Below are 26,703 nucleotides of genomic sequence, written 5' to 3' on the forward strand. Positions count from 1 at the left end.
CGAGAAGTTGCTTGCGGGGGTTTCCCCCGTTGAGCAAACTTCGGTGACTCAGCACCTAGAGACTAGACAATACTTCCCGTGCGACGGCTAGAGTCTGCTCAATATCTTCTTCAGTATGCGCTAAAGAAGTAAACCCAGCCTCAAACTGAGAAGGTGCTAAATAAACACCACGCTCTAACATTCCGCGATGAAAACGTCCAAATTTGGCAGCATCTGACTTTTTGGCATCTTCGTAGTTATGAACAGGCCCAGAAGTGAAAAATAAGCCAAACATGGCGCTAATGTGACCACCACAAGCAGCGTGACCAGTTTCTTGAGCAATTCGCAGTAACCCGTCAGATAGTTTTTGCGTAATTCGGTCAAGATAATCATAAGTACCTGGTTTTTGAAGCAATTCCAGGGTTTTGATACCAGCTGTCATCGCCAAGGGATTCCCGGAAAGAGTACCCGCCTGATACACAGGGCCAGCGGGAGCAATCATGGACATAATATCCCGCCGTCCTCCGTAGGCTCCAACTGGTAAACCACCACCAATGACTTTACCCAGTGTTGTCAAATCGGGAGTAATGCCAAATTTCTCTTGAGCGCCACCGTAGGCGATACGGAAGCCTGTCATGACTTCATCAAACACTAGTAAAGCGCCATGTTCGTGGGTGAGTTCCCGTAGACCTTCTAAAAACCCAGCATCAGGAGGAATAAACCCAGCATTGCCAACTACTGGCTCTAGAATGACACCAGCAATCTGGTCACGGTTTTCTTCAAATAATGCTTTGACGGCTTCCAAGTCATTGAAAGGAGCTGTTAAGGTGTTGCTAGTTGCTGATTTTGGTACTCCTGGGGAGTCGGGTAAACCGAGGGTCGCCACACCGGAACCAGCTTTGACCAAGAACATATCAGCATGTCCGTGGTAGCAGCCTTCAAATTTGATGATTTTCTCCCGATTGGTAAAAGCCCGCATCAGCCGCAAAACTGCCATACAAGCTTCTGTCCCAGAGTTGACAAATCTGACCATTTCGATGCTCGGAACAGCATCAATCACCATTTCTGCGAGTACGTTTTCCAGAACTGATGGCGCACCAAAACTTGTACCTTTTTCTAAAGCTTCATGGAGTGCTGAGATCACTTCTGGATGAGTATGTCCGCAAATAGCAGGCCCCCAAGTGCCTACATAGTCGATGTATTGGTTGCCATCAACATCCCAGATGTATGCCCCTTTAACATGGTCAAAAACTATGGGTTGACCACCTACAGATTTAAATGCTCTGACAGGAGAACTAACTCCTCCTGGCATGAGGTTTTGGGCGGCGGCGAAAATTTCTTGTGATTTTGTGGTTTTAATTGTGGTGTTTACCAAGGTTCTCTCCTAACAGTGAGAAAGAAAAAAGCTCTATCTTAGGATAGGGTTAAATACTGTGCATAATTTCTATCCTATATAAATAGCTGAACCAGGAAAATAACAACTATGTTGTATAAGTCCAATGAAGACTTGCCTTTAGAAATCAGGACTCGCTTATCTGAGGCATACCAGGAGCTTTACCGTGCAGCTTTTAACTCGGCTCTCCATTGGTATGGGGAAGCATCGAAAGCTCACCAAGTGGCGCTAAGTGCCGTTAGAATGCAGTCTGCAATGGACAGAAATGTTGTTGTTTCTGGCTAGGTAATAAATTTTCATTTTCATAAAACATGCCAGCTGTCATATTGAGAATGGTATCGTGAATCCATTAATCATTGTTGTTAAAGCAAGTAAGCTGGTATGTTTTCTACCGAACCACATTTATTCCACCAGGCTATTCCCGTTGAAGAAATTCGCTACGACGAACGGGGTTTGATAGCGGCTATCGTACAAGACTATTTGGATGGCACAGTCTTGATGATGGCGTGGATGAATCGGGAGTCGTTACAAAAGACTTTGGAAACTGGAGAAACTTGGTTTTGGAGTCGTTCCCGTCAAGAGTTGTGGCATAAAGGCAGGACTTCGGGACATATTCAAAAACTTAAAAGCATTCGTTATGACTGTGATAGTGATGCTTTGTTAATTGGGGTAGAGCAAATTGGAGATATTGCTTGCCATACGGGTGAGCGCAGCTGTTTTCATCAAGTAGATGGCAAAATTCAACCACCACCAGCAGATACATTATCTCAGGTGTTTCAGGTGATTTGCGATCGCCGCGACCACCCCACAGAAAGTTCTTATACCTGCAAGCTATTTGCAGGCGGTGATAACAAGATTTTAAAAAAGATTGGTGAAGAATCGGCTGAGGTGGTAATGGCTTTTAAGGATGATGAGCCAGAGTCCATTGCAGGCGAGGTAGCAGATTTGCTGTATCACACCTTGGTTGCTTTAGCTCATCATCAAGTCGATTTAAAGGCGGTATATCGGAAGTTACAAGAACGGAGAAGTTAAGGGACTAGTACAACAAGGCAAAAGTAAAAGGTCAAAAGAAAAAAGGAAGAATATTAATACCACAAGCCTTTTAGCAATTCTAGATGGTCTGTTTATTTACGCCGATCTGTACTAGAGATTAGGGACTAAGGAGTGGAAAGTAGAGGATGAAATGATTTTTCTGCCTCCTGACCAGAAGAAGTAGGGGGAAAGGGGGCAGGGAGCGGGGCGCAAACATGAGTAAAAGCCTCGTCTTGGTCTTCCCCTATGCTCCCTGCCTCCTGCCCCTTTTCCTCTTATTGACTCCTACCTTCAAACTTTTTGTAATTCTTATCATTCACTGAACTTTTCCTCACTGATTCCACAGGGTTTCCACAGGGGTTTGAGTAGTTTTCCACAGACACACTACGAGATGATCAGCACTTGCTGGGTTACTGGGGATTTTGAGGTGATAGCTGTTGCTTGTTTCAGTGACTGAGTTTTTGTGAATTGATGTAACAAAAACTCAGCTTAAACCCTGATTATTTCGTGAGTTTTTCTTTTCTTAAGCACTTTTGTTAACATTTCGCAGCATTGACAAAACCACCCCCTCTTGAAGCACAATGATGCGACTGGCACTTTTTTTCTACCCGAATTTATCTGGGGAAATCAAAAAATTCCTGAGATGTTTGAAGGCAACAGAAGCGACAATTTTGATTTTTTGCTTCAAGAGTGCTAGTAAATTCGCTTGATCGACCTCAGAGAAGGAAAATCTCATGAACACAAAGGTGAGCATTTTTACGGAAATTCCCGAAACACTCCATGAATCTCTCAAAACTTATTTAGAAACTCACCCTGATTGGGATCAAACTCGTGTGTTAACAGCAGCCTTGTCACTGTTTTTACTCCAAAATGGGGATAGCGATCGCCGTGCTGCTCGTGTTTATCTAGAAACTTTATTCCACAACTGCTAGTTATGTGGTAAGTGGGTGACATTCCTGATATGTTAACTGTCTTGGCGATCGCTATATCAATCAGGACTGGGGCAAAAACAGAATACATATATAAATAGTCAGGGCGAACAAATGTTCGCCCTGACTTAGTATTAATTATGAAATAATTAATTCAAGGGTTGGTTTCCAATTGGGGGGAATGTGTGGGACATTCAAACTTATAACCTACACCGCGTACAGTCTGAATTAATGCTGGTTGACTGGCATCAGCTTCAATTTTTTTTGCGAATTTGACCGATATGTACATCGACAACCCGTTGGTCGCCAACATATTCATAGTCCCAAACCTCTTGAATGAGTTCGGCTCGTCGCCAAACCCGTCCAGGATGGCTGGCTAAAAAATGCAGTAAGTCAAATTCTAATGCTGTTAGGGGTACTGGTAGATTGTTTAATGTCACTTCCCGCCGAACGGGATCAATCATCAGTTTTTCAAAAACTAGGCGTTTTTGTTCTGCTGTTGTTACAACCCGTTGTCGCCGTAAAATCGCGGCGACTCTGACTTCTAACTCTCCTAGACCAAATGGCTTGGTGAGATAGTCATCAGCACCTTTAGCAAAGCCGCGAATCTTGTCAGCTTCATCCGCACGGCTAGTAAGCATGAGAACAAACACACCATTACGACTTTGCATCTCTTGGCAGAGGTTGAACCCGATCACGTCTGGTAAATTTACGTCTAAAATTACCAAGTCAGGGTTAAATTGCTCGAATAGCGCCAAGGCAGTTTTACCATCCTCAGCCGCCTCCACCTGATAGTTCTGCTTAATCAAAAAGCGTTGGATTAAGTTGCGAACCGCAGGGTCGTCATCAACTACAAGAATCTTGGCAGGAGCCATGACCATCACTTTGCACAAAAATTCGTAAGATTAACAGGAGAATTGCGTACTTTGGGATTGTTACACAAATTTTGCTGGTGTTACCCGCACTTGAGATGCAGCCATTTTAATGGCAATTTGATGTCAAATCATTAATATAGTCTCAATATGAGCCACAGCAGTTGCGTAACTTTGGAAAATTTCCTACTCCCAATTACGTGGTAATTTAAAGCTTTTCAATTTTAATATCGATATGCTTATGGATACCACTAGTGATTGTGAAGCAGGTTCATCTAAATTGCCTCAAGGCACGGTAAATTGCCAAATTTGAAACATAAAAATTAATTTTTTCATAAAAAAATAAGTTTTAAGAAGTCTTAGTTCAAATTCTAGAGTAAAGCCACCACTGTTCAACGACATGAGGGGATACACGGAGTTCTAGCAATATGTTAAAGTTGCTATAGTTAAATTTTCTGGGTCAGTTTAACTTACCCGTGCTACTATCCTGGTAGAGCATATAAGTTGCTTGCAACATTTGTTGAAATCTAGGCAAAACCTAAAGTTGTTTTCCAAAAGCAAAATACCGCTGCTGACTAAGGCTGAAGTGTAAACTCCCATGAGCGATCAAAATCCCTACGACAAACTTGGGGTGTCCGAAGATGCTAGCTTTGATGAGATTCAGGATGCTCGCAATCGCCTATTGGAGCAACACAGTGGCGATGCAAAGGCTCTGGAACTCATTGAAGCGTCTTATGATGCGATTTTAATGGATCGGTTACGGATGCGCCAGGAAGGCAAAATCAAAGTACCTGAACGAATCCGGTTCCCAGAACTACGAGTCCAATTTCCTCCTAAAGAAGTTTCAACTCCTCGTGAACAGTCGCCTGCATGGCTACAGAGGCTATTAGACCAGCCAACAACCGCAGATGTACTGTTACCAGGTGCTTGGTATTTAGGTTTGAGTGCTATTGGTATTTTCTATCCCACCTCTGGTGATCAAGTTTTACAGTTGGCGTTGGTGGTTGGGGTAGGTATTAGTGTTTACTTTCTCAATCGTAAAGAAGGTAAGTTCGGTAGAGCCGTTTTATTAACGCTGATTGGTCTAATTTTAGGCTTGATTATTGGCGGATTGATTGCAAGCGGTTTACCACAAATCAGTTTGGTGAGACTGAATCCTGAGCAATTTTCTACAGTGTTCACGTTTATATTATTGTGGTTAATTAGTAGCTTTCTGCGGTAATATATAAAATTTGGCATTGATTATGGGTAGCAGATGATTGATTCTGCTACCCATATTTATTATCGGACTGTTAGAGTACTCTTTTCTAAGATGAGAGCTACGGCTGAACTTAAATTAGGAACAATCAAATCGGGGCGGTATAGTTCTAGTTGAGCGCGATCGCGGATACCGGATTCTACAGCCATGACTTTAATATTATGGGTTTTAGCAGCAGTGATATCGGCTTCTGTGTCTCCCACCATCCATGTATCGCTAACGGAAGATATTTCTTTTAAGGCTTTGGCCATTAACAATGGCTTATCGTCAATGTCACGGGTCTTAACATAGTCGTTGCTCAGACAATAACGGCGATTTTCGGGAAAAAATCTCCCTAAATCAAATTTTTGAAAGGCAAAGTCTAATTCCCAAACTCGCCGCATGGTCATGACTGCTAAGTCAATTCCGGCGGCTTGAATTTTTTCTAATGCTTCTACAGCACCTGGCATTAAGGTGTCATAGTCAAAATAAGGTTCTGTATGTACTGTTTTCCGCCGCAGTTGTGAAAATTCTTGTGCTTGTGCTTCATCAAGTCCAGAATTTAACGCAATTTGTTTTTCGGGAATTCTAGCTCGCTTTTGTTGCCAAAATTCAGCTTTACTTAATTGTCGTACTGCTTGACCTGGACGTTGGGTTTTTTGCAAACAATATTGATAAACACGATAGTACCGTTCAGAAACATCAACAATGGGGCCGTCGAAGTCGGTAAATAGTCTTAGCATCGGCGGAATTTAAATGTTAATTTTTCTTAAGAGTAACTTAATTGTGTATTAATAGTCATTATCTGGTTAATTAATGTAAATATTTATTTCAAATTGTTGGGTTAAGCAATACAAAACCCAACGATTTGACAGTTGATAAGTGGGTAAGAGGAAAGAAACCTAATTATTGGAACGTTGAAGAATCGATGTTAAGTAAACGGCGAACAGCTTGTTCTATATCTGTTTCTTTGATTAAAGATTCGCCGATTAAAACGGCGTTGGTACCAGCTGCTGCCATCAGAGATAAATCAGCGTGGGTGTAAAGTCCCGATTCACTGACGACGATCGCACCCAAGTTGTGAATTTGCGATCGCCTAGCGGCTAGTAGTCTTTGAGTTGTGCTGATATCGACGGTAAAGTCTACTAAACTTTGGTTGTTAATTCCAATCAAGCGGACATCATCTAGCTGCAATACTCGATCCAGTTCAGCTAAAGTATGTACTTCTATTAAGGCACTCATCCCCAGATAATGAATGATGCGTTGAAAATCTTGCAGTTGTCTATCTGTGAGAATTGCGGCTATCAGTAGAACTGCATCTGCTCCTGCGGCTCGTGCTAAATAAATTTGGCAGGGATCAATAATAAACTCTTTACAAAGCAGTGGTACTGATACTTTGTGGCGAATCATCCGCAAACTTTCAAAACTACCTTGAAAAAATGTTCGTTCGGTGAAGACAGAAATGCAAGCTGCACCAGCACGTTCGTAAGCTTTGGCGATCGCAATAGCATCAAAGTCTGCACGAATCATCCCATAACCAGGAGATGCTTTTTGAATTTCTGCAATTAAACTAGGTTTATAAGGATTTTGTTGTAAGGCGGTTAAGAAATCTCTGATGGTGGGTGCAGCTGTTAACTGACGTTGCAAAGAAGCTAAAGACATGTGTTGTTGAATCTGTGCAACTTCTTGCTTTTTTTGCCACACAATTTCTCTTAACATAGGTTGGAGATGAGGATTCACAGTAGTCATCGGGTAAATCATAAGTTGCCAAAAATTGGGAAGTGAGATGAATTAAAAACATTAAGTATTCACATCAGCACAATAAATTGGTCTGATTAGAAAGTTTTCAAACGAATTCTTTGGTATTTATAGCAAGAAATCTGCTATAAATTACAATGCAAAATATGAACATCAGCCAGAAATATCTGGCTAATGCAGGAGTTTTTTCAGGTAGATAAGGCTAGATAATTGCTGATGAAAATTGTATGTTTTAAGAGCGTACGCAATTTGCTTTTAGGTCAAGACACCTATTTTATGTTTAGAATCTTGAGATGCGTTGGGCTTTCCACCGTGGAGTAAGTAGTTATTTTTGAGGAGACGAATATAAGTGCGGTAAGGAATGTAGTCTATGGGGTTATAACCAGAAAATCTCAGCATTAAAACACATGCCCAGGAGTATTTACCTGCAATAATTGCTTTAATAATTTGTTCGACTTGTTCTGTATTAATGGGTTTAGCTTTTTGTAGGTTATCTAGTTGATACATAAAACCCTCTTTTTGGTTTTCATCCTAGATTTTCTAGGTTGGATTATCTTTAGTACCAAAAACTCTATTCGGGGTATCCGCCTATTGTTTCACGGATATAAATAGGACGGATAATTATAGGCTAGGCTATCGATATGCGCCTACATATTTGCCCCCAAAAATGCGGCGTATATCGATGAAAATTTTTTTTAATTACACTAGGGACTGTAATTTTTGTAGGTAGTTACCTACTCAATTTTGGATAATCTCCAGACCAATCACTCCCGCCGAAAAAGTTCTGCTCGGAACTTGGCGAAAGTAAAAGTAGTAGAATGCCACTTCAACTAATTTGGCATACTCACCTGTTTCATGGTTTGGTAGAAGACGTTGACCCTTGTAGTTTATGGATTGGCCTGTAGGTGGTAGATGAAGAGTGTAATTCACACTGAAGACAAGCTGACGCTCATGTGCTGCGTTCTTCTTCTGCAAATAATTCTGTGCTGATCTGAAGTGTCATTGCCAATAGTTGCGGGTGGTGGGATAAACACTCCCGTAACATTGGGAATAATACTTGAGCGCGATCGCTGATTACCCAGATGGTTAATTCCATCAAGTCAATTGCCCATCTTTGATATCGTCCTGAATATGCGTAGCTGCTGGTGAATAAGCCTCCACGAATCCAGGTGAAACATTTTGATTTCAGTGACAGTGCAGGATAAATGAACATCGCCCAAGGTTTGGTAGGTGAAGGAATCACAAATCATCGGCATTTCTTGTAAACTTTTGCAGAGCATATAGCGCGATCGCTGGATTTTTCCATCAATCTCGCTACCTCAACAAAACAAGTTTGACACTACAGCACTAAATCAATCAGCACTAACAGAATTTGAAAATAGGGGTGGATGGGCATCAACTAGCATTGTGATTTGCGAGAGTGATTGATCCATAGTCCCGCCCCTATCAATAAACCGTGTTGCAGAAGCTGCTTCTTTGTTAAGACTACTGAATATTAGGTCGCAGATATATGATGATTGTTTTGCTAGACCTATCTATTATTTCGCTCTTGCTATAGAAATTTGGTGTGATTTCCGAATTTAAGTAGAAAGGTGTAAAAAAAACCGAAGTATGTAACTAAAAGTAAAGTTGCCCCAAACCCTCTTCCCTTCTGCCTCCTGCCTTCTGCCTTTCCCTAACTATAAATATTCATACCCATTTACTTATTTGTGTAGCTAGGAATTAGGGAGTCAGTGTACTGATTTTTCAGCAATTAAATATGATTCCTATATTAATTAATTTTTGTCAACTTTCTACTGCTTTGCATCAATACTAACAATGCAGTGATATGACATGATCTGAACAACAATCAATGTTTGACTCTCTCTGCGATTTTTTTGTCGTCACAATTAATTTTATGTATTTTACAATACATAAAAACTTAATATTTTTTAATTCTAAAGCTGGATGTATATCTGATTATTCATCTTTTTTATGGTGTGTTTTAACTTATTTTATTGATTTATTTATACCTATAGATAGATGATTTGGTTTATTATTTTATAGTTAGATTCCCTAGGGAGTAAAATTTAAAAAAATAAATATTATATGAACCAACCCAGATAATAAAGATTACGATATTTTTCTAATATTTACTTTTGTAACCAGTCGAAATTAGTAAACTTATGTCAGTTTACAGTACGTTGGTCATAGTGAATGTGATTTTTTTGAGTCGATTCATATCTAAGATTTTGATATAAATATATACTTTTTAGCTCTAATCTCATACTAATTATTTACTTGGCACGAAAGCTGAGATATCTAATTTTTATTAATAAACAACGGGCTGTTTATACTGTGATTAGCTACTGAATTAGCAGTAAAAATGAAGTTGTCTTTATATTTCCTATATAAAAATTTTACTTTTTGACAAGCAATATTTTTTCATATCAAGAAAATAAAAGTGATATCTTTTTATTGGTAGAATATTTTTAAATAAATCAGCAATTTCAATTAATTTTTAATTTTCACTTTGCTATCGCCATTGATTCAGGCTATCTGTATGGCTTGATTATCAAATATTTAAAAGGAGTGCGGGATATGAAAACTGACGGTTACACGTTAGTTCGTTCCATCTCTCAACGAATGCAAAAACCACAAGCAGAGTTGACATTTGTCCGTCAAGGCTGGGAATTTAACCACATTTTCAGGTGTAAGAGTGATGAAATATTAGAGCTAAATATGCACACTTTAATTGAGGAATTACAAGAGATTAACAAACATTTACAGCAAGATATTTTAGAACTGAAGCAGAAAGAATCGAGTTTAGAAAAATCTGCAACTTTACTGCGTTATATTTTGGCATCAACGGCTCATGGCATGATGGCAGTTAGTTTAGAGGCAGATATTGTTAGTGTGAATCAACAATTCATCGATATGTGGCGGGTTCCCAAATCTCTGAAAATATCAAGAGATAGTGTGCAGTGGCGAAATTTTTTTGGAAACCCAACTAAAACAGCCGCAGTTATTACATGATTCGATGTGGGAGATGAGGTGTGATTTTACAGGCGATCGCTACGATATTTTAGAGTTAAAAGATGGTCGAGTCTTCGCGCAATACTCCAAACCGCAGAGGCTAGAAGAAAAAATTATTGGGAGAGTCTGGAGTATTTGGGATATTTCCGAACTTAGCCAAACTGTAGAAAAATCACAACAACTCGGCGAACTGCGATCGCAATTTTTATCTATGGTGTCTCACCAATTACGTACACCGCTGAATGTAGTTTCATTTTCTAATAGCTTACTCAAAAAGCACATCCATGAATGGACGAGTGAAAAAACTCTACCATTGTTAGAGCGGATTCAAACAGCCGTCGAACAACTAAGCAGAATGTTAGACGACATTTTGTTGTTTGCCAAAGCAGAAGCGGCTAAATTAAATATCGAGGCTAAACCGCTGAATTTAGTACAGTTTTGCCATGAGATAGTAGCGCAAATTCATACTTGCAATAACCAAAACAAAGTTAATTTTGACAGTCAAGGTTCCTGCTGCACTACTTCTATCGATAGAAAATTACTAGCACCGATTCTGAAAAACTTACTCGACAATGCAATTAAATATTCTCCATCAGGTGCGGTGGTAGATTTACAACTTTTCTGCGAACCAGAGAAGGTGATTTTTCAAGTTGCAGATAGAGGTATTGGTATACCTGTAGCAGACCAACAGCGACTATTTGAACCATTTTATCGAGGTAGCAATATTGCTCATCTACCAGGTACTGGACTAGGACTATCAATTGTGAAAACTCTGGTTGACTTACATGGTGGTCACATTGATATGAAAAGTGAAGTTGGTGTAGGCACAACTTTTACAGTTATCTTCCCCTCCATGAAATAAAAGTTTTGAATGAGTTTTTTAACCTGCCACAAATCCTACTGATGAAACAATGATGCACACATCGTCGTACACAATTCTGGTCATTGAAGATGATAGTGTTACTCGTAATCTCTTCTTAGAGAGTCTACAAGCTGAAGGTTATGACACCATCAGCGCAGAAAATGGTCGTATTGGTATCCAGTTAGCACAAGAGAATTTACCTGATTTGGTTATCTGTGATATCTCGATGCCAGATATTGATGGTTATGGTGTTTTAAATGGTTTACGTCAAGACCCACTCACAGCAATTATTCCGTTTATTTTTCTCACTGGTAGCGATACTAAAGATGCTTTACGTAAAGGTATGGAGTTGGGTGCGGATGATTATCTTACCAAACCTTTGACTGTAGAGCAATTGCTCAAGGCGATTCAAATCCGGTTAGAAAAACAAGCTTTGCTCAGGTATTGGTACGCTACTCAATCACAACAAATTTCGGAATCTATACCTGCAAACATGACTGTCTCAGAAAAGCCAAAGTCTATTTTCCCATCGGTTCCCCAACTCCAACAAGTTTTTGACTACATTGAAGCGAATTATCACCAAGGAATTACTTTAGCGAAAGTTGCTGAAGCGGTGGGTTATTCCCGCGCTTATTTAACCAACCGAGTCGCCAAACAAACAGGAGAAACTGTCAACGGCTGGATTTTGAAGCGACGGATGATGGCGGCGCGTTCTTTATTGAAGGATACTAGCCAAACTGTTGAGCAAATTGCTTTGGCTTTAGGTTATCAAAATGCTTGTCACTTTTCTCGCCAATTTCGCCAGTATCATGGCATACCTCCTAAACATTGGCGAAAAAAGCAGCAGCTTCTTAATACTTGCACTCAGTTGGAAAAGTGCTTGCATGTGAGTCAGAGATAGTATGGCGGAAGGGGGGACAAGGGAGACAAGGGAGACAAGGGGGATAAAAGTTTATTTGGCGTTGCTGAATCACAAGATGAATTATGCGATCGCTATATCCTCGCGGGGGCTTTGCTCCCGCATTGGAATACAACGATGCTGGAGATAATAAACTAACAATCTAATAGAGAGTTCCAGCATTTCTACTGACTTAGAATAACAAAAAGTCTTTCTATGTAATCGGGCTAAATAATGTCTTAATCTGCTATTTTCACCTTCTACTCGTGTCATATAAGTTTTACACACAAGATGGTCTTCTTGATTAATAAAACATGGATAAACCGGATAGCCATCCGTTACATAAAAATATGAGTTCCACGCTTTAATCCTCTGCCACAACTGTTGAAAAGTTTCTGAACTTCTATCTCCTAAAACCCATCCTAAAATCCCCGAAGTCTTGTGGTTGACTACACTCCATACCCAAATTTTGTTTTTTTTGACCCGACAAAAGTTTCTAATTCATCAATTTCAGTTATTTCAGGTATTTCAGCTGTTTCGGGATGTTCTGGTAACTGACCACCCATTTGTTTCACCCAATAAATTACTGTTGTATGATGTACTTTTTTTTACTCTTTCTATGGCACGGAAACCAGAACCATTAACATACATTTCTAAGCATTCTCGTTTAATTTCGTCACCATAACCCTTTTGATTGTGATATTCAATAAATTGACGACCACAATCTGCACAAATGTAGTTTTGTTTACCTCTTTGTCTACCGTTCTTACGGATATGAGAGGAATTACAACGCGGACATTCCATGAAGATTCACCCTAATTCATATTCTCATTATGCAACGCCGTTTATTTAGTTGCTTTTTGGTTTGGCTGATAGCTGCTGTATTAATAGTTGCACAGCTAGAGCGATTAAACCAATCGCTACTATCCCAAATATGCCACTACCTAAAGCAACTATCCCCACAACTAAGGTGCGTACCGCAGAGCTAATCTTGATGACGAGTTCATTTTGAGAATGAAGTGGTTTGCTGGCGAAGTTAGTAGCGATCGCAATCATCAGCGAATATAAAGTATAGGCTAATCCACTAGAAATGATTGCGCCTGTTATGCAGCGTAGTGGTGATACTTGAGTTGGTGTTGTGGTTTCTTTTGGTGTAATGTTTTGGTCACTCATACAATTTAATTTGAACTCGACTGGTTGAACAAAGACGAAAAAGGCTGAGACTGGCATAATCAGAAATCTTCCATAGCGTCTCAGTTATGTCCACAATTGTATCTTGCTTGCTACATTAATCTGAATATACCCATACAGACATATCTGGACTGCCCAAATATCAGCAATTAGATACATTGGAGTGGGATTTGTCTGAATGTTTTAATTGAATTAAACAACTCCTATCTAAAATTATGGACAATACATTAGTTGATAAAACCTTCCGTGATAGCAATGGTAATATTGTCATTGCTCAAATGCCAAACTTACCTCTGATTGTGTGGTTTGTCACAAGTATATTGTCGCTAATTTTTTCGACTGGGAAAATCAATTTAGTGTTTGATACCCTGGCGACTGGCTCTTTGTTTACTTGGGCTTGGCTAGAATTGTTTGAAGGTGTGAATTATTTTCGCAGAGCTTTAGGACTTGTGGTCTTGATTGGTATTGTTGCATTCAAAGTTCAGAATCAGTTTGGTTTAGATTGACGATGCTATCTGAATGCCATGTGTAATGGTGCGAGTCACAAACAATTCTAAATCTTCGTCGGGAATTGCTTTCCTGATGTATTGTTTGACTGCTTGTGCTTGCGCTTCCGACTCGACAATTGCAAACACACTCGGCCCAGAACCAGACATCATTGTTCCGAGAACTCCTGGTTGAGTTGCAAACAGTTCCCGCAGTTGCATGACTTGGGAATAAGCAGGTAAAACTACACGCTCTAAATCATTGTGCAACTTTTGAGCAATTTCTGTTGCATCTTTATGGACTATTGCTTTGACTATTTCACCAGAATGAACTGCGGCGGCGCGGGCGGCTAAATCTTCGGTGTTTTTCAGATAGGTATGACCAAATTCTTGACGATAGGTTTTGTATGCCCAAGGGGTAGATACTTCGAGACTACGATATTTTGCCAATACTATATATATATGATCTAAACTCGGCAGTGGCGCGAGTTGTTCTCCTCTACCTGTAGCGATCGCTGTTCCACCCGCCACACAAAATGGTATATCTGAACCTAGAATAGCGCCCAACTCTTCAATTTCTGTTTGAGTCAGTCCCAAGTTCCACAATAAATCTATCCCGACTAATACCGCCGCTGCATTTGTGGAACCTCCTGCTAACCCAGCCGCGACGGGAATATTTTTCTCTAATGTAATTTCCACACCGCCATGTTTAGCCGCAGCTTCGGGAAATTGTTTGGTCATTAATTCGGCGGCGCGATAGACGAGATTAGTTTTATCGGTGGGGACTTGGGGATGGTTACAGTGGACGCGAATAATTTGTTCACTGATGGCGCGGACAGAAATTTTGTCGGCGAGGTCGATGCTTTGCAAAATCATGACTAACTCATGATAACCATCGGGGCGATCGCCGATGATTTCCAAATACAAATTTATTTTGGCAGGAGCGATGAGAGTGTAACTACGCATCTTGAGTGCTGGGTGCTGAGTTAAAAGTGCTGAGTAGGTTACTCAGACTTACCCATTGCTGAGTGCTGATTTCTTCAGCTCTGGCTTGGGGATTTATTTCTAATTGTTCCAGTAATTGGGTCAGGCGATCGCGGTCAATTACAGATTGCAAGTTGTTCCGCAACATTTTGCGCTTTGACCCAAAACCTAACTTTACCAGATTCTCTAATCTGCGTGGGTCGTTAGCTAAAGTTTCTAGTTGACGCGGACGCAACCTGACAACTGCTGAGTCTACTTTCGGTGCTGGATAAAATGCACTAGCCGGGACTGGACAAATTAACTCACATTCTGCTAAATACTGCACCCTAACTGATAAGGCTCCAAAGGTTTTTGACCCGGCTTTAGCATACAATCTTTCTGCTACTTCTTTTTGAATTAATAGCACTATCGAATCGAATGGTTGGGGGTTAGGATTGGCGATTGTTCCTAATAGTTTTTCGATGATTGGCCCAGTAATATTATAAGGAATATTCGCCACCACTTTATTCGCGTTTTGAAATTTAGGAAACGCTGTTAAATTTGCTGCTACATCCAACTCCAAAAAATCACCTTGTAATAATAAAAAAATTGTCTTTACTACCCAATTCTTTTACTAATAACTTACATAAATCCCTATCAATTTCTACTGCTAATAAAGACTCTACTAAAGGTAATAAACGCCGTGTCAATATGCCTGTACCCGGCCCGATTTCCAGGATGCGGTCATTTGTACTACACTCTGCCGCCTGCACAATTGCGTTGAGTACCTTGTCACTTTTGAGCCAATGTTGAGCAAAAACCTTGCGCGGTCGTACCATCTATTTTCCTTATTCCGTAATGTTTTGGGCGTTTGTCGAAAAATATATTTCTTACTTTTTGCTTACTTTTAAATATTGTTTTTTATAACAATTTGATAATTTTTTATTGACATCATATTAATTTTGTGATAAATGACAGTGTAATATCTGTGCCATCGTGTTAATTATAATGGTGTCATTCAAAAATCAAGACACAGAAGATATCTTTGATGGCAACAGTTCAAAAGATGCTCGAAAAACTTGCCCTGTCAACCTGTAGAATGTTGCATAAAAAAACTAGATAAACTAAATGCGGCAATATCTTTAGATGATATGAAAATACCTCCAGGTAATAAGTTAGAAGCATGATGAAATGAAAGAGAAGGTCGGCATATCATGAGACTTAAAAAGCAATATTGAATGTGTTTTATGTGGGCAAATGAAGGAGCTTGTGAAGTAGAAATAGTAGATTATCACGATTGAGGTACATAATCATGAGAATCCCTAAATATCGTCCTCCCAACCATCCTGGAGAAATTTTACTCAAAGACTTTTTAGAACCACTAAAAATATCACCGACCGAACTAGCTCAAGCAATTCACGTTCCCCCTCAACACATAAATGAAATAGTAACTGGAAAACGCCCAATAACACCAAGCACAGCATTGCGGTTAGCAAAATTTTTGGGAAATAGTGCAGAGTTTTGGTTGAACCTACAACAAAACTGGGAACTTTATCAAGTCTTTCAAGAAGAAGCAGAAGATTTGAACAGCATACTGAAATTTACCTGGAAAGAACAGGTAACTTGATAATTGATCTTACGAGAAATTATAGCGATCGCACTTCATCATCACCAGCTACTCTACAGGGTATCAGGGTTGATACCCAAAACCCGTATGAGCATTTTGAGCGATCGCATCACTGATAATCTAATATTAAATCTCTCCGTGTTTCTACGTGATACAAAAGAATTATGCGAAAATGCTAAATAAAAACCGAGTAAAGTATGTCAGATACACCACCAGACAGCATTTTGATTGTCACCGACGATGTAGCGCCAATCACCATTCCTGACGGGACAAAAGGCGGAATTAACAACCCACGAGGTTGGGGAGACGAAGTAAAAGAACCTACCAGCACCAAAGGCGATGCGGTTCCAGTCTCCGCGCAAAAATTAGAACAGAACATGACTCAGTTTTTGCAATTGGTAGGAAGGTTGTTTAGTCGTGCAGAACAGCAAGCAAGTTCTAAAATGCAGCTTGAGGAAATTGAACTATCAGTAGAAATTAGCGGTGAAGGGGAAGTTAAGTTAATTGGTAGCGGTGCAAAAGCCAGTGGGAAAGGTGCGATAAAGCTGACATTTAAGCGACAAGAACCAAAGTAGATGGCGAAAAATTGGGCGATCGCAGTTGGCATTAACCAGTATGATTATCTGCAACCGCTAAACTATGCCAAGCGGGATGCAGAATTAATTCAGCAGTTTCTTCTCACAGAGGCGGGGTTTGAGAGGATATTTTTTTTCACCGATGACTCTCCTGAAATTGGTGGTAAATCAACTCGTCCCACCCGCGCCAATTTGCGGCGCGTCTTTTTAGAGTTATTTAACCAACCCTTCATGGGTGCGGGTGATAACTTCTGGTTCTTTTTTAGTGGACATGGGATGCGCTATGCTGAACGCGATTATCTCATGCCTTTGGATGGGAACCCCACCGATATTGAAGAAACAGCGATACCCATTAACTTTGTTACCGAACGGTTGCGGCGTTGTGGTGCTGATAATGTTGTGTTGATTTTAGATGCTTGTCGCAGTTTGGGGACTCGTGCGGGTGAAGGTATAGGGAGACAGACAGCCGAGGAAGCACGTCAACAAGGTGTGATTAGTATATTTTCCTGTAGTCCCCAGGAATATTCTTATGAAATTGAAGCACTGCAACAAGGTGCGTTTACTACGGCGTTATTAGAAGGGTTAGGTATTCAAGGTAAATGCGCCACCGTTGAAAGGTTAAATCAGTATCTCAATTTTCGTGTGCCGGAAATTGTGCGTCAGCATAAAAGTGGGAGGCAAACACCATATATAATTGCGGAACCTGTAAATAAATCGCACCTCATACTTGTACCGCGATATGCAACTTTGCCTGATATTGCGACGTTGAAAATAGATGCTTACCAAGCAGAAGTAAACAGAAATTTAGATTTAGCAGAACAATTATGGATTCGCGTTTTAGCTGCTGCTTCGGGAAATGATAGAGATCCAATTGAAGCAATTAAAAGAATTGAGCGTTTACGCTGGGAACGTCCACAACAGCCTTCACCACAACCGAGTTCTACTGCTGAACAGTCTACTAAAGGCGCATCTACAGTTGAAAGCAATTTCTTAAAAACCTTTCAATTTGAAACGGTGACGGTAGACGCAAGAGGTAACATCACCAACCGCCGCAACTGCGAAGCAAAATATTTCGCTGAAGACTTGGGGAATGGTGTCACCTTGGAAATGGTGCAGATACCAGGGGGAACCTTTATGATGGGTTCGCCAAAAGGTGAAGGATTTTCAGATGAACAACCACAGTATGAGGTAAAAGTTCCTGGGTTCTTCATGGGGAAATATCCAATTACCCAAGCACAGTATCAAGCAATCATGGAGAAAAATCCTTCTTATTTCATAGGTGAAAAACGACCTGTAGAACAAGTAAGTTGGGATGATGCTGTAGAGTTTTGTAAAAAGCTAAGTCAAAAGACAGGACATACTTATGGGCTACCCAGTGAGGCGGAATGGGAATATGCTTGTCGTGCGGGAACAACTACGCCGTTTTATTTTGGGGAAACTATCACCACAGATTTAGTTAACTACAACGGTGACTATCCCTACGGCGCTGCACCCAAAGGAGAATATCGACAGCAAACAACAGATGTCGGAATATTTCCACCAAACGCTTTTGGTTTATACGATATGTGTGGTAACTTATATGAATGGTGTCAGGATGTATATAACGATACCTACCAAGGCGCACCGATAAATGGAAGTGCGTGGTTAACTGGTAATGATAGCAACATAAAAAATGCTGCGTGGAGGTGCGTGGCACATAAATGGTTATGTCTGTCGGTCTGCCAGCCGTGCCAGGAGTTCGCGCGAGATTCCGGGTAGCAATGTGGGTTTTCGTGTGGTGGCGGTGGCGTAAAACAGTTATCAGTTATCAGTGAACAGTTATCAAAGTATGAGTTAGAGGTTGTGAGGTAGAGCTAAGGATAAACTCGGAAGCTTTTAAGGTTGTTTATTAATAAACTGATAACTGTCTACTGTTAACTGACATGAACAGCTTGGTATATGAAAAAGCATATAAATTTGCTATCCGAATAGTCAAAGCATATAAATATCTGACTCAAGACAAAAAAGAATTTATTTTATCGAAGCAACTAATCAGAAGTGGTACATCAATAGGTGCTAACATTGCTGAAGCCAATGGAGGAATTTCAGCAGCAGATTTTTCCGCCAAAATATCCATTGCATATAAAGAATGTCTGGAAACTAAATATTGGCTTTCTCTGTTGAAAGACACAGAATATATAGAAGAAAAAGCCTTTAACAGTATCTACACAGACGCAGACGAAATAGGAAAAATGCTATTTTCCATCCTCAAAAAAACAAGACTTAACAGTAAACAGTAAACAGTAAAAAACTGATAACTGGTAACTGATAACTGATAACTGTTAAAAAACTCCATATCCTGTATATTCTCTCATTTCAGGAGCTTGAAATCCTAAAACAATATCATCTTTAGGAACCCCTCGCTCTACGAGTTCTTGAGCAACTCTCATTTCCGTCATATTCTGCTCAATTGAAATTTTTCCCTGCTTAATATCCAAATGTAAAACACAACCATAAACTCGTCGATGACCATCCCAACCCACATTCATAACCATATAATGGTCTTGTTTTGTATCAAAAACCGTGTAGCAATCAATCTGACCATTTGCTATAGGAATAGCAGCATAAGCCGTCAGCAACGACTGAATAATATGGCGATAAGACTCTAGGGTATCCATTGTAAAATTACCTCTTGAATTGGGTCATAAATAATTTGTTTAATTTGATATCTCTCTACAGATATTTGGGCAAATTCCCGCTTAAAAAAGACTTCATACACACCTATAGGTACTGCTAAATAAAGAATGCGAGTCGGATCACCGATTTCTAAGGCAAGCCGATAATTCAAAAACTGTCCTAACGCAGCGTGGTAATCTGTTAGTGGTGAATCACTCAAAAATGTTTTAATCTCTACAGCAATTTTTTCTTCACCGCGCTCTGCTGCTAACAGTTGTTCTGCACCTAAATCTATTTCAAATTTAGTTCCGCCAACTTCTAGTCGCAGAGGATCATCGGTTATCGTCCACTGCTGCTTTTCTAAAGCAACTCTAACCACAGCATGAAATTTATCTTTAGCAGCCATAGTTGACTTTTTCTGATTTACTTAATATTTTAATGTGTAGGTAAGGTAATCAATCAATTCCAAACGTTGTTTTCCCATTCTTCACCGTAATCATCAATATCATAGTACGATCGCCTCTTCTCTAGCGACAGCGTAACCCAACAAATGATACGCCAAAAACCGCAAAACTTCTCAACTACAAAAATTAACCCTGCAATTGGTATTGGGTTACGGCGCAGTCTAGATTTATCGTGTTGCTAATTTGAGAATGTGCGATATTGAAAATGAAACTCAACACACAAACTTGATTTGCTGGTGAAGCAAAGATGAACCAAGTAACAGCCATCACAGAAGCGATTACCAGTCTAACAGAAGCAGAAACCCGCTTTGGATTGGTTCGCATTGAGTCAGAGCAATTTTTTTCCAGAGTGGTCTAATAAATTACCACAAATTACTGACACCGAGAAAGCTTCCTTGGATGTGCTGCGACGCAGATATCTTTATCATCGTGGTGAGGGTGATTTATTAGAGGGAACAGTTATGTTGCTGGTGGTATCTCCGTTGCTGGCGCTATCTGGATTTTATGACCCTCCTTTCAGAATTAAAGCAGAATCATCAGTGGATTTGATTTTGGATGATACAGAAGAAGTACTGCGTGGAAGGATTGATGTTTTAGTATTACAAAATCAGTTGTGGGTGCTAGTAGTAGAATCCAAAAAAACCACCCTTTCAATTTGGTCGGCTGTACCACAAGCATTAGCTTATTTAATGGCTAATCCTCACCCGAATAAACCTGTATTTGGTATGGTGACAAATGGAGACGATGTTTTATTTATCAAAGTCCAGCGAAAAGCAGGTACACCACAATACGATTTATCACGGGTGTTTGCTTTATTTACATCTGCCAGGGAATTGTATTATGTCTGGCAAATTCTCAAGCGTATTGGTCAAGTAATTTCTGAAAATTAGTAATTAGTGTTGGGTGGAGGCGCAATTTTTATCTTGTGCGCCTCCACCCATAAAAGTAAAGCAGAATCAAAAATAACTAAAGCACAATGTCTTCGCCCTTCTCTGTAAAGCGCACGTCTTTAATTTTCCATTGAGAATTACTCATCAAAGTTTTGCGGACACTTCCAAATAAAGCAAACTGTTCGCAGCTAGAAAGGGAAGCTATTTGGCGCTTCGACTGCGGAGATAAACGCAAATCAACGGTAGCTACACCATTTCGCACATTCACCCGATAACCAGACAAACTAAAATCGGCGGTGTCTCGTTCTTGGACAATTTTACCAACGGCGCTAGATACAGGTTCTGTAGCTGATACTTCCACCTTTTGGGGAATTAATTCTTGACATTGGGTATCGCTGGTGTAGAGAGTAACCTTGACAGTGTTACTTGTCTCGGTTTTTGGTGCTGCTTCCAATGGTTCAATTTTTGTATTGCTGGGGGTAACTTTGACAGTATTACTTGACTCAGTTTTTGGTGTTGCTTCCACTGGCTCAATGTTGGTATTTTTGGCTCGCAGTTGAGCCATAGTAGGGCTTTGGCTAGGATTTGGGTTTGGATTTGTGGTAGGGGCGGTTGTTGGGGCTTGTTCGTCAATTTTGCTGGCTGTTGGTGTAGGATTAGAACTACAACTGCCCAGACTGGCGGCGATCGCCACAACAATTAATGGGATTAAATATCTTTGACTCATAGTTGTACTGCCATACTTTCTTCTTTAACTTCAGTGTCATTGGTATCAATTCCGTATAAATTTGCCAATAGTATTGCCTTAATTCTTATACTCTGATTACTTATCTTCAAATTAGATCATCATGCCCAGTAACTCTACCAGCACCTACGACCCCCGTAAAGCTGAATGGGATGGTATTACAATTGACCAATGGGAACCATCTAAATGGAAGCAGTGGAAAGCCAAACACCCTGCATCAGATGAATTTGCCAAAATCGAACGAGAATATTTAAGAATTAAATATGCAATTCAGCAAGCTAACTCGGCATTAAGTTTAGAAAAAGTTAAAGTCAAACTCAAGTTAACCAGTCATAAAACCATCGGCTTACAAGGCACATTTCCTTGTCGTCCGGGTGACATTGGTAAACAAGGTAGTCCTAACAAACAATATACAATTTCTTGTGGATTTGCTGCCAATGACACCGGGCTGAAAATGGCAGTGTTAAAAGCGCGAGAACTAGACTTATTATTAATCACCAAACAATTTCAATGGACTGCTGAATTACTCGGTAAACAAGCCCAAAAAATTGAACCCACAGCCACAGAACAATCTACCAAACTCATCAGTGAATTAATTCAAGAATACGAGCGCCAATTTTGGAAGAATCACGAAAAAAATCGCCAAGGAATCCGCACTTGGGAAACTCATTATCTGCGTCATCTCAAAAAATTACCCCCAGATATTCCCATGTCTGCTCAAGCATTAGAAGCAGCATTAGAAAAGACTAAACCTAACACCTCATCCCGCTTTTTCTTAGTTTGGCAATTGAAAAAGTTTTGTGAATTTTGTGGAATTACCAACTTTGCCACAATTTATAGTTACGCCACCCCCAAACCCCATCCTACACTGCGAAAAGTTCCTACTGATGAAGAGATTATTCAGGGATTTATCAAAATTGGTAGTCCATTATCAGTATACGCCAGTAAAGAGAACCTCACAGAACCAGAGCAATGGCAATGGGCTTATGGTATGTTAGCTACTTATGGTTTAAGACCCCATGAACTATTTGCTGTTGATATAAATGCTTTTATGGATACAGCTAACACTTTTCATTTAGTAGCTTTAAATCCTAGCCTGACAGACGGAACAAAAACTGGTGAACGCAGTTGTGGTATTCCGCCGCTACATCCTCATTGGGTAGAATTGTTTGATTTGAAAAATATTAAATTACCTTGTCATACAGGTACTCTGAATAATAAAACTGCAAAACTGCAAGTTAGATTTAGAAATGCTGAGGTAGGATTTAAACCTTACGATTTGCGCCATGCTTATGCAATTCGTGGTCATCGTTTAAGAGTGCCAATCAAAACAATGGCTGATTACATGGGGCATACAGTCCAAGAGCATACAAAAACTTATCAACGCTGGATGAATGAGGATGCAAATTTAGCTATTTATAAAGAAGTTGTAATTCATCGACAAGGTACAACTAAAGAAGTTTTACAAGAAAGAATTAAGGAGCTAGAGGCAGAAAATACAGCCTTGAAAGCAGAAAATGCCACTCTCAAAGGTTTATTGATTAAGCATCAATTGGGTGAATTATTAAATCAAGAAATATAAAATGGACTTTCATCTTTGATTTGTAAAATTTGCAAGACTTAGATCCCCGACTTCTTCAGCAAGTCGGGATCTTGTTCTTGTTCGCCTGAGATTGGGAAACATATAAATTAAGTTCAATTCAGTTCCCTAACAGGCAAGTAAAAACACTATGGCTGGTAATCTGATAACTGTAGATAAAAATACTTACGACTCCTTGCAAAAAGAACTCAAGGAGTTGCGTCAGCTAGTTGTCCAGTATCAGCAAACCAATTCATCCAGCAACTTACATCCAGAAATCGCCCTAGAAAATAGCGAAAGGCGTTTAAAAAGTATTACAGATAATATATTTGGGGCAATTTTTCAATTTACCAACCGTAATGATGTTTGGAAAGTAGACTATGTGAGCGATTTTATTTGGCAGCTTGCAGGTGTCACAGCCGCCGAGGTGATGGAGGATATTAGTAAATTTCATGTTTGCATACATCCAGAAGATTTTGCTAGTTATATAGGTTCAGCAACAACAGCCATAGAAAAATCTATTACTTGGCACTACGAAGGGCGTTTGGTGAAACCCAATGGCGAAATTCGCTGGTTTCAAGGCGACTCAACACCTACACGCAATGAAGAAGGGGAAATTATTTTCTGTGGTGTCATTTTGGATATTACGGAACGCAAACAAGCAGAAGCCGCTCTTAAACAATTAAATGAAGAATTAGAAGCACAAGTCGATGAACGTACAGCCGCTTTACGCCAGAGTGAAGCTAGATTCCAAAAGCTGGCTGATAGTGTACCAGGGATGTTGTATGTATTTCGGCTTGATACTGATGGTAGTATGTCTTTCCCATTTGTGTCTTCGGGATGCCATGAAGTTTTGGGACTAGAACCCGAAAAAGTCCAAGAAGATGCGCTTTTAGGATTTGCTGATGTTCATCCTGATGATCTTCCTGGATTGCAAGCTGCAATTATGTACTCTGCCCAAACTCTGCAAAAGTTTAACTATAAATGGCGAACTGGTAATGTCTCTAGTCAACAGAAATGGGTTCGCGGTTCATCTCGGCCAGAATTGCAAGCAGACGGAGCAATTATTTGGTATGGTTACTTGGCTGATATTACCGAAGCACAGCAAACTGAACAACAATTAAAAGAGCAAGCCCAGTTTTTACAAAGTATCTGGGAAGGCGTAGATTATGGTATCTGCGTTTTAGACGTTTTAGATAACGGTACAGAGTTTCGTTTCGTGAAATGGAATCCTGCTATTATTAACTTTAGCTTGATACCGTTGGAACCTTTAGTCGGAAAAACAATGACAGAAGGGCTACCTGCTGAGGTAGCAGATTATTATCGTCAACGCTATAGAGAATGTGTGCAATCTCGCAAGACGATATTTTTTGAAGAATCTTTTGTCGTAAATGAACAAGAAATTTGGTGGTTCTTCAATGTTACGCCGCTTTTTGATAGTGACTCGCAAATTACTCAACTAGTTATTACTATCACCGACATTACAGAACGTAAGCAAGCTGAGAAAGAACGTCAATTGTTTGTTTCTTTAATTGAAAATAGCAGCGATTTCATTGGTTGTGCAGATTTAAACGGCAAACCTATATTTTTAAATGAAGCTGGACGCAAGCTATTGGGATTAGCTAGTCAAGGATTTAGTGAAGATTTTAGCCTTGATACCTGCTTTGCTCCAGAAGATAAAGAATATCTCTATCAGCAGATTATTCCGGCGGTGATGCGAGATGGTGTTTGGCAAGGAGAATATCGGTTTCAACACTTTCAAACCAAAGAAATAATACCCGTTGATTATAATCTTTTTTTGATGAAAGACCCTGAGACTGGTGAACCTTTGTATCTATCAACTATTACACGAGATAGCCGCGATCGCAAACAAGCAGAGGCTCAATTACAAGAACAAGAACAATTTTTACGCACCATTTACGACGGATTTCCTCAATTAATATTTGTCGTCAATGTTTTAGAAAATGGTGAATTTCGGTTTGCTGGTTGCAACTCAGCAGCAGAAAAAATGGTGGGGATTAATCATGACAAAATTGTTGGTAAGACACCCAAAGATTTACATGGAGAAGTTGAAGGTAGAGCAGTTACTCAACGCTATCAAAGCTGTGTAGATATTGGTGATAGTATTGATTATGAAGAATGTTTGACTTTTGAAGGTGAGGAAACTTGGTGGCTGACTACTCTGAATCCTGTGAAAAATAGTGAAGGGAGAATTTATCGGATTGTTGGTTCAACTTTGAATATTACAGCCCGCAAACAAGCAGAAGCAGAACTACAAGCTAGCCAACACTTTATTCAACGCATTGCTAATTCCTCGCCTAATGTTCTCTACATTTTTGATTTAGAAGAACAACGCAATGTATATGCAAATAAAGAAATTGCTACTATGCTTGGTTACTCTATCGAAATGATTCAACAAATGGGAGATAAAGTAATTCCTACTATTGTTCATCCCGATGACTTAGCGATAGTCATCCAAAATCATCAAAAAATAGCCACTGCTCATGATGGAGATATTTTTGAAGTTGAATTTCGGATAAAAAGACACAATGGTGAATGGTCTTGGCTTTACACACGAGAAACTCCATTTACTCGGAATGCTGATGGCAAAGTTAAGCAAGTTTTAGGCGTATCAACTGATATTACAGAACGCAAACAAGCAGTTCTTCAATTACAACAACAAGCCCAAAATTTAAAAAATACTTTATTAGAACTCCAACGCACTCAATCTCAACTTATTCAAAGCGAAAAAATGTCTTCTTTGGGTAATATGGTTGCAGGTGTAGCCCATGAAATTAATAATCCAGTCAACTTTATTCACGCTAATCTAATTCCAGCCAGCGAATATACCCAAGATTTATTACGTTTAGTAGAACTTTATCAACAACATTTTCCTGAGCCGCCAGCAGAAATTCAAGCAGAAATCTCACACATTGATTTGGAATTTCTCAAAACAGACTTAGTTAAACTGCTTCAGTCAATGCAAGTGGGTACTCAACGCATCCGTGAAATTGTCTTGTCACTGCGTAATTTCTCCCGTCTAGATGAAGCGGAATTTAAACAAGTAAATATTCACGAAGGTATAGAAAGTACCTTAATGATTCTGCATAACCGTCTCAAATGTAAACCAAATCATCCCGAAATTATCGTCACTAAAGAATATAGTAAATTACCTCTAATTGAGTGTTATCCTGGTCAACTCAATCAGGTATTTATGAACATTTTGAGTAATGCTATTGATGCCTTAGATGAAGCTTTTGTTGGTGAACAAGGACAAATTTTGATTCGTACTGAAGTAGTAAATAGTAATAGAATAGCTATCCGTATATCAGATAATGGTCTGGGAATTACTCAACCTGTACTTGCTAAACTTTTTGACCCTTTCTTCACAACTAAAGATGTGGGTAAAGGCACAGGATTAGGTTTATCAATTAGTTACCAAATTGTGGTAGATAGACATGGTGGCAAATTATATTGCAACTCAGTACCGAAACAAGGTGCAGAATTTGTCATTGAAATTCCTATTACTCAACCCCAAAGTCGTAAATAATCAA

Annotated in this window: 27 protein-coding genes and 4 pseudogenes; 16 read left to right on the forward strand and 15 right to left on the reverse strand. The window is 39.7% G+C overall.

Going from position 1 to position 26,703, the window contains the following annotated elements:
* Nucleotides 1-55: 55 nt before the first annotated feature.
* A complete protein-coding gene (gene hemL / locus ACX27_RS27565) occupies nucleotides 56-1,354 on the reverse strand; it encodes a glutamate-1-semialdehyde 2,1-aminomutase (RefSeq protein ID WP_062297228.1) in 1,299 nt (432 codons plus the stop codon).
* Between the two features lie 108 nt (nucleotides 1,355-1,462).
* Here hemL and ACX27_RS27570 point away from each other — a divergent pair, with 108 nt between their 5' ends.
* The 3 genes from ACX27_RS27570 to ACX27_RS27580 all read left to right on the forward strand — a co-directional run bounded on the left by ACX27_RS27570 (nucleotide 1,463) and on the right by ACX27_RS27580 (nucleotide 3,336).
* Nucleotides 1,463-1,657 (forward strand): ChaB family protein, encoded by a 195-nt coding sequence (locus ACX27_RS27570; RefSeq protein ID WP_062297230.1) that lies wholly within the window; start codon nucleotides 1,463-1,465, stop codon nucleotides 1,655-1,657.
* A 96-nt stretch (nucleotides 1,658-1,753) separates the two neighbouring features.
* The gene (gene hisIE, locus ACX27_RS27575) at nucleotides 1,754-2,404 is read left to right on the forward strand and encodes a bifunctional phosphoribosyl-AMP cyclohydrolase/phosphoribosyl-ATP diphosphatase HisIE (RefSeq protein WP_062297232.1); all 651 of its coding nucleotides are present in this window, start codon (nucleotides 1,754-1,756) and stop codon (nucleotides 2,402-2,404) included.
* A 734-nt stretch (nucleotides 2,405-3,138) separates the two neighbouring features.
* Nucleotides 3,139-3,336: a DUF2811 domain-containing protein gene (locus ACX27_RS27580; RefSeq protein WP_062297234.1), complete on the forward strand. Its 198-nt coding sequence runs from the start codon at nucleotides 3,139-3,141 to the stop codon at nucleotides 3,334-3,336.
* A gap of 151 nt (nucleotides 3,337-3,487) precedes the next feature.
* On the opposite strand, the pseudogene ACX27_RS27585 reads toward ACX27_RS27580, so the two are convergent.
* A pseudogene (locus ACX27_RS27585) lies at nucleotides 3,488-4,208 on the reverse strand (response regulator transcription factor).
* Nucleotides 4,209-4,803: 595 nt separating this feature from the next.
* Here ACX27_RS27585 and ACX27_RS27590 point away from each other — a divergent pair.
* On the forward strand, nucleotides 4,804-5,427 hold the full coding sequence (locus ACX27_RS27590; RefSeq protein ID WP_062297235.1) for a CPP1-like family protein: 624 nt from the start codon (nucleotides 4,804-4,806) through the stop codon (nucleotides 5,425-5,427).
* Between the two features lie 59 nt (nucleotides 5,428-5,486).
* Here the strand turns inward: ACX27_RS27590 and ACX27_RS27595 are convergent, their stop codons facing one another.
* The 5 genes from ACX27_RS27595 to ACX27_RS27610 form a co-directional block, all read right to left on the reverse strand.
* Nucleotides 5,487-6,185, reverse strand: a complete 699-nt coding sequence (locus ACX27_RS27595) for an HAD family hydrolase (RefSeq protein WP_062297236.1) — start codon at nucleotides 6,183-6,185, stop codon at nucleotides 5,487-5,489.
* Nucleotides 6,186-6,348: 163 nt separating this feature from the next.
* Nucleotides 6,349-7,203: an indole-3-glycerol phosphate synthase TrpC gene (gene trpC, locus ACX27_RS27600; protein WP_062297237.1), complete on the reverse strand. Its 855-nt coding sequence runs from the start codon at nucleotides 7,201-7,203 to the stop codon at nucleotides 6,349-6,351.
* Nucleotides 7,204-7,455: 252 nt separating this feature from the next.
* Complete coding sequence (locus ACX27_RS27605) at nucleotides 7,456-7,707, reverse strand: HetP family heterocyst commitment protein (RefSeq protein WP_062297239.1); 252 nt, start codon at nucleotides 7,705-7,707, stop codon at nucleotides 7,456-7,458.
* A 231-nt stretch (nucleotides 7,708-7,938) separates the two neighbouring features.
* A complete protein-coding gene (locus ACX27_RS32055; RefSeq protein WP_235526398.1) occupies nucleotides 7,939-8,175 on the reverse strand; it encodes a hypothetical protein in 237 nt (78 codons plus the stop codon).
* Entirely contained in the window at nucleotides 8,150-8,443 is a 294-nt protein-coding gene (locus tag ACX27_RS27610; protein WP_062297241.1) for a hypothetical protein, read from the reverse strand. Before ACX27_RS27610 ends, ACX27_RS32055 begins: the two co-directional genes overlap by 26 nt.
* A gap of 1,337 nt (nucleotides 8,444-9,780) precedes the next feature.
* Between ACX27_RS27610 and ACX27_RS27615 the strand changes: the two genes are divergently transcribed.
* The 3 genes from ACX27_RS27615 to ACX27_RS27625 are packed head-to-tail and all read left to right on the forward strand — an operon-like array spanning nucleotide 9,781 to nucleotide 11,978.
* The gene (locus tag ACX27_RS27615; protein ID WP_062297243.1) at nucleotides 9,781-10,215 is read left to right on the forward strand and encodes a hypothetical protein; all 435 of its coding nucleotides are present in this window, start codon (nucleotides 9,781-9,783) and stop codon (nucleotides 10,213-10,215) included.
* On the forward strand, nucleotides 10,178-11,077 hold the full coding sequence (locus ACX27_RS27620; RefSeq protein ID WP_235526399.1) for a sensor histidine kinase: 900 nt from the start codon (nucleotides 10,178-10,180) through the stop codon (nucleotides 11,075-11,077). The genes ACX27_RS27615 and ACX27_RS27620 overlap by 38 nt, the downstream gene beginning before the upstream one ends.
* 49 nt (nucleotides 11,078-11,126) lie before the next feature.
* A complete protein-coding gene (locus ACX27_RS27625) occupies nucleotides 11,127-11,978 on the forward strand; it encodes a response regulator transcription factor (protein ID WP_062297247.1) in 852 nt (283 codons plus the stop codon).
* 81 nt (nucleotides 11,979-12,059) lie between these two features.
* Here the strand turns inward: ACX27_RS27625 and ACX27_RS35030 are convergent, their stop codons facing one another.
* Genes ACX27_RS35030 through ACX27_RS27635 form a run of 3 tightly spaced genes read right to left on the reverse strand, consistent with a single transcriptional unit; the run spans nucleotide 12,060 to nucleotide 13,148 of the window.
* A complete protein-coding gene (locus tag ACX27_RS35030; protein ID WP_256364399.1) occupies nucleotides 12,060-12,476 on the reverse strand; it encodes an IS1 family transposase in 417 nt (138 codons plus the stop codon).
* A gap of 27 nt (nucleotides 12,477-12,503) precedes the next feature.
* Complete coding sequence (locus tag ACX27_RS35035; protein WP_256364366.1) at nucleotides 12,504-12,779, reverse strand: IS1/IS1595 family N-terminal zinc-binding domain-containing protein; 276 nt, start codon at nucleotides 12,777-12,779, stop codon at nucleotides 12,504-12,506.
* Between the two features lie 45 nt (nucleotides 12,780-12,824).
* Nucleotides 12,825-13,148, reverse strand: coding sequence for a DUF3082 domain-containing protein (locus ACX27_RS27635; RefSeq protein WP_062298608.1), 324 nt, complete (start codon nucleotides 13,146-13,148; stop codon nucleotides 12,825-12,827).
* Between the two features lie 233 nt (nucleotides 13,149-13,381).
* Here ACX27_RS27635 and ACX27_RS27640 point away from each other — a divergent pair, with 233 nt between their 5' ends.
* A complete protein-coding gene (locus ACX27_RS27640) occupies nucleotides 13,382-13,672 on the forward strand; it encodes a hypothetical protein (RefSeq protein ID WP_062297249.1) in 291 nt (96 codons plus the stop codon).
* On the opposite strand, the gene ispE is transcribed toward ACX27_RS27640, so the two are convergent.
* A complete protein-coding gene (gene ispE / locus ACX27_RS27645) occupies nucleotides 13,664-14,617 on the reverse strand; it encodes a 4-(cytidine 5'-diphospho)-2-C-methyl-D-erythritol kinase (RefSeq protein ID WP_062297251.1) in 954 nt (317 codons plus the stop codon). The two genes, ACX27_RS27640 and ispE, sit on opposite strands and share 9 nt — an antisense overlap.
* Nucleotides 14,610-15,453 (reverse strand): annotated as a pseudogene (gene rsmA, locus ACX27_RS27650) (16S rRNA (adenine(1518)-N(6)/adenine(1519)-N(6))-dimethyltransferase RsmA). Before rsmA ends, ispE begins: the two are co-directional and overlap by 8 nt.
* Before the next feature lie 473 nt (nucleotides 15,454-15,926).
* Between rsmA and ACX27_RS27655 the strand changes: the two are divergent.
* From ACX27_RS27655 to ACX27_RS27670, 5 genes and pseudogenes are all read left to right on the forward strand, one after another.
* Nucleotides 15,927-16,241 carry a HigA family addiction module antitoxin gene (locus ACX27_RS27655; RefSeq protein WP_062297253.1) on the forward strand — a complete coding sequence of 105 codons (315 nt, stop codon included), beginning with the start codon at nucleotides 15,927-15,929 and terminating at the stop codon, nucleotides 16,239-16,241.
* 3 nt (nucleotides 16,242-16,244) lie between these two features.
* Nucleotides 16,245-16,424, forward strand: a complete 180-nt coding sequence (locus ACX27_RS32060; protein WP_144427552.1) for a hypothetical protein — start codon at nucleotides 16,245-16,247, stop codon at nucleotides 16,422-16,424.
* A 14-nt stretch (nucleotides 16,425-16,438) separates the two neighbouring features.
* A complete protein-coding gene (locus ACX27_RS27660) occupies nucleotides 16,439-16,816 on the forward strand; it encodes a Pepco domain-containing protein (protein ID WP_062297259.1) in 378 nt (125 codons plus the stop codon).
* A pseudogene (locus ACX27_RS27665) lies at nucleotides 16,817-18,608 on the forward strand (SUMF1/EgtB/PvdO family nonheme iron enzyme). It abuts the gene before it with no gap.
* A gap of 130 nt (nucleotides 18,609-18,738) precedes the next feature.
* On the forward strand, nucleotides 18,739-19,095 hold the full coding sequence (locus ACX27_RS27670) for a four helix bundle protein (protein WP_062297261.1): 357 nt from the start codon (nucleotides 18,739-18,741) through the stop codon (nucleotides 19,093-19,095).
* 42 nt (nucleotides 19,096-19,137) lie between these two features.
* Here ACX27_RS27670 and ACX27_RS27675 read toward each other — a convergent pair whose 3' ends face one another.
* Both ACX27_RS27675 and ACX27_RS27680 read right to left on the reverse strand, forming a co-directional pair.
* The gene (locus ACX27_RS27675) at nucleotides 19,138-19,473 is read right to left on the reverse strand and encodes a XisI protein (RefSeq protein WP_062297262.1); all 336 of its coding nucleotides are present in this window, start codon (nucleotides 19,471-19,473) and stop codon (nucleotides 19,138-19,140) included.
* Nucleotides 19,461-19,877 carry a XisH family protein gene (locus ACX27_RS27680; RefSeq protein ID WP_062297265.1) on the reverse strand — a complete coding sequence of 139 codons (417 nt, stop codon included), beginning with the start codon at nucleotides 19,875-19,877 and terminating at the stop codon, nucleotides 19,461-19,463. The genes ACX27_RS27675 and ACX27_RS27680 overlap by 13 nt, the downstream gene beginning before the upstream one ends.
* 305 nt (nucleotides 19,878-20,182) lie before the next feature.
* Between ACX27_RS27680 and ACX27_RS27685 the strand changes: the two are divergent.
* Nucleotides 20,183-20,825 (forward strand): annotated as a pseudogene (locus tag ACX27_RS27685) (type I restriction endonuclease).
* 76 nt (nucleotides 20,826-20,901) lie between these two features.
* Here the strand turns inward: ACX27_RS27685 and ACX27_RS27690 are convergent.
* A complete protein-coding gene (locus tag ACX27_RS27690) occupies nucleotides 20,902-21,552 on the reverse strand; it encodes a sporulation/spore germination protein (protein WP_062297267.1) in 651 nt (216 codons plus the stop codon).
* A gap of 121 nt (nucleotides 21,553-21,673) precedes the next feature.
* Between ACX27_RS27690 and ACX27_RS27695 the strand changes: the two genes are divergently transcribed.
* Together ACX27_RS27695 and ACX27_RS27700 are read left to right on the forward strand one after the other, a co-directional pair.
* Nucleotides 21,674-23,152 (forward strand): integrase, encoded by a 1,479-nt coding sequence (locus tag ACX27_RS27695; RefSeq protein WP_062297269.1) that lies wholly within the window; start codon nucleotides 21,674-21,676, stop codon nucleotides 23,150-23,152.
* Nucleotides 23,153-23,300: 148 nt separating this feature from the next.
* Nucleotides 23,301-26,699, forward strand: a complete 3,399-nt coding sequence (locus tag ACX27_RS27700; RefSeq protein ID WP_083468858.1) for a PAS domain-containing sensor histidine kinase — start codon at nucleotides 23,301-23,303, stop codon at nucleotides 26,697-26,699.
* Nucleotides 26,700-26,703: the final 4 nt, after the last annotated feature.

It is taken from the genome of Nostoc piscinale CENA21, assembly GCF_001298445.1.
Lineage (GTDB): Bacteria > Cyanobacteriota > Cyanobacteriia > Cyanobacteriales > Nostocaceae > Nostoc_B > Nostoc_B piscinale_A.

Excerpts from the sequence above, each read along its gene's own strand:
- ACX27_RS27570 (WP_062297230.1), top strand. The coding sequence starts at position 1,463 with ATGTTGTATAAGTCCAATGAAGACTTGCCTTTAGAAATCAGGACTCGC.
- hisIE (WP_062297232.1), top strand. The coding sequence starts at position 1,754 with ATGTTTTCTACCGAACCACATTTATTCCACCAGGCTATTCCCGTTGAA.
- ACX27_RS27580 (WP_062297234.1), top strand. The coding sequence starts at position 3,139 with ATGAACACAAAGGTGAGCATTTTTACGGAAATTCCCGAAACACTCCAT.
- ACX27_RS27590 (WP_062297235.1), top strand. The coding sequence starts at position 4,804 with ATGAGCGATCAAAATCCCTACGACAAACTTGGGGTGTCCGAAGATGCT.
- ACX27_RS27595 (WP_062297236.1), bottom strand. The coding sequence starts at position 6,185 with ATGCTAAGACTATTTACCGACTTCGACGGCCCCATTGTTGATGTTTCT.
- trpC (WP_062297237.1), bottom strand. The coding sequence starts at position 7,203 with ATGATTTACCCGATGACTACTGTGAATCCTCATCTCCAACCTATGTTA.
- ACX27_RS27605 (WP_062297239.1), bottom strand. The coding sequence starts at position 7,707 with ATGTATCAACTAGATAACCTACAAAAAGCTAAACCCATTAATACAGAA.
- ACX27_RS27615 (WP_062297243.1), top strand. The coding sequence starts at position 9,781 with ATGAAAACTGACGGTTACACGTTAGTTCGTTCCATCTCTCAACGAATG.
- ACX27_RS27625 (WP_062297247.1), top strand. The coding sequence starts at position 11,127 with ATGATGCACACATCGTCGTACACAATTCTGGTCATTGAAGATGATAGT.
- ACX27_RS35035 (WP_256364366.1), bottom strand. The coding sequence starts at position 12,779 with ATGGAATGTCCGCGTTGTAATTCCTCTCATATCCGTAAGAACGGTAGA.
- ACX27_RS27635 (WP_062298608.1), bottom strand. The coding sequence starts at position 13,148 with ATGAGTGACCAAAACATTACACCAAAAGAAACCACAACACCAACTCAA.
- ACX27_RS27640 (WP_062297249.1), top strand. The coding sequence starts at position 13,382 with ATGGACAATACATTAGTTGATAAAACCTTCCGTGATAGCAATGGTAAT.
- ispE (WP_062297251.1), bottom strand. The coding sequence starts at position 14,617 with ATGCGTAGTTACACTCTCATCGCTCCTGCCAAAATAAATTTGTATTTG.
- ACX27_RS27655 (WP_062297253.1), top strand. The coding sequence starts at position 15,927 with ATGAGAATCCCTAAATATCGTCCTCCCAACCATCCTGGAGAAATTTTA.
- ACX27_RS27660 (WP_062297259.1), top strand. The coding sequence starts at position 16,439 with ATGTCAGATACACCACCAGACAGCATTTTGATTGTCACCGACGATGTA.
- ACX27_RS27670 (WP_062297261.1), top strand. The coding sequence starts at position 18,739 with ATGAACAGCTTGGTATATGAAAAAGCATATAAATTTGCTATCCGAATA.
- ACX27_RS27675 (WP_062297262.1), bottom strand. The coding sequence starts at position 19,473 with ATGGATACCCTAGAGTCTTATCGCCATATTATTCAGTCGTTGCTGACG.
- ACX27_RS27680 (WP_062297265.1), bottom strand. The coding sequence starts at position 19,877 with ATGGCTGCTAAAGATAAATTTCATGCTGTGGTTAGAGTTGCTTTAGAA.
- ACX27_RS27690 (WP_062297267.1), bottom strand. The coding sequence starts at position 21,552 with ATGAGTCAAAGATATTTAATCCCATTAATTGTTGTGGCGATCGCCGCC.
- ACX27_RS27695 (WP_062297269.1), top strand. The coding sequence starts at position 21,674 with ATGCCCAGTAACTCTACCAGCACCTACGACCCCCGTAAAGCTGAATGG.
- ACX27_RS27700 (WP_083468858.1), top strand. The coding sequence starts at position 23,301 with ATGGCTGGTAATCTGATAACTGTAGATAAAAATACTTACGACTCCTTG.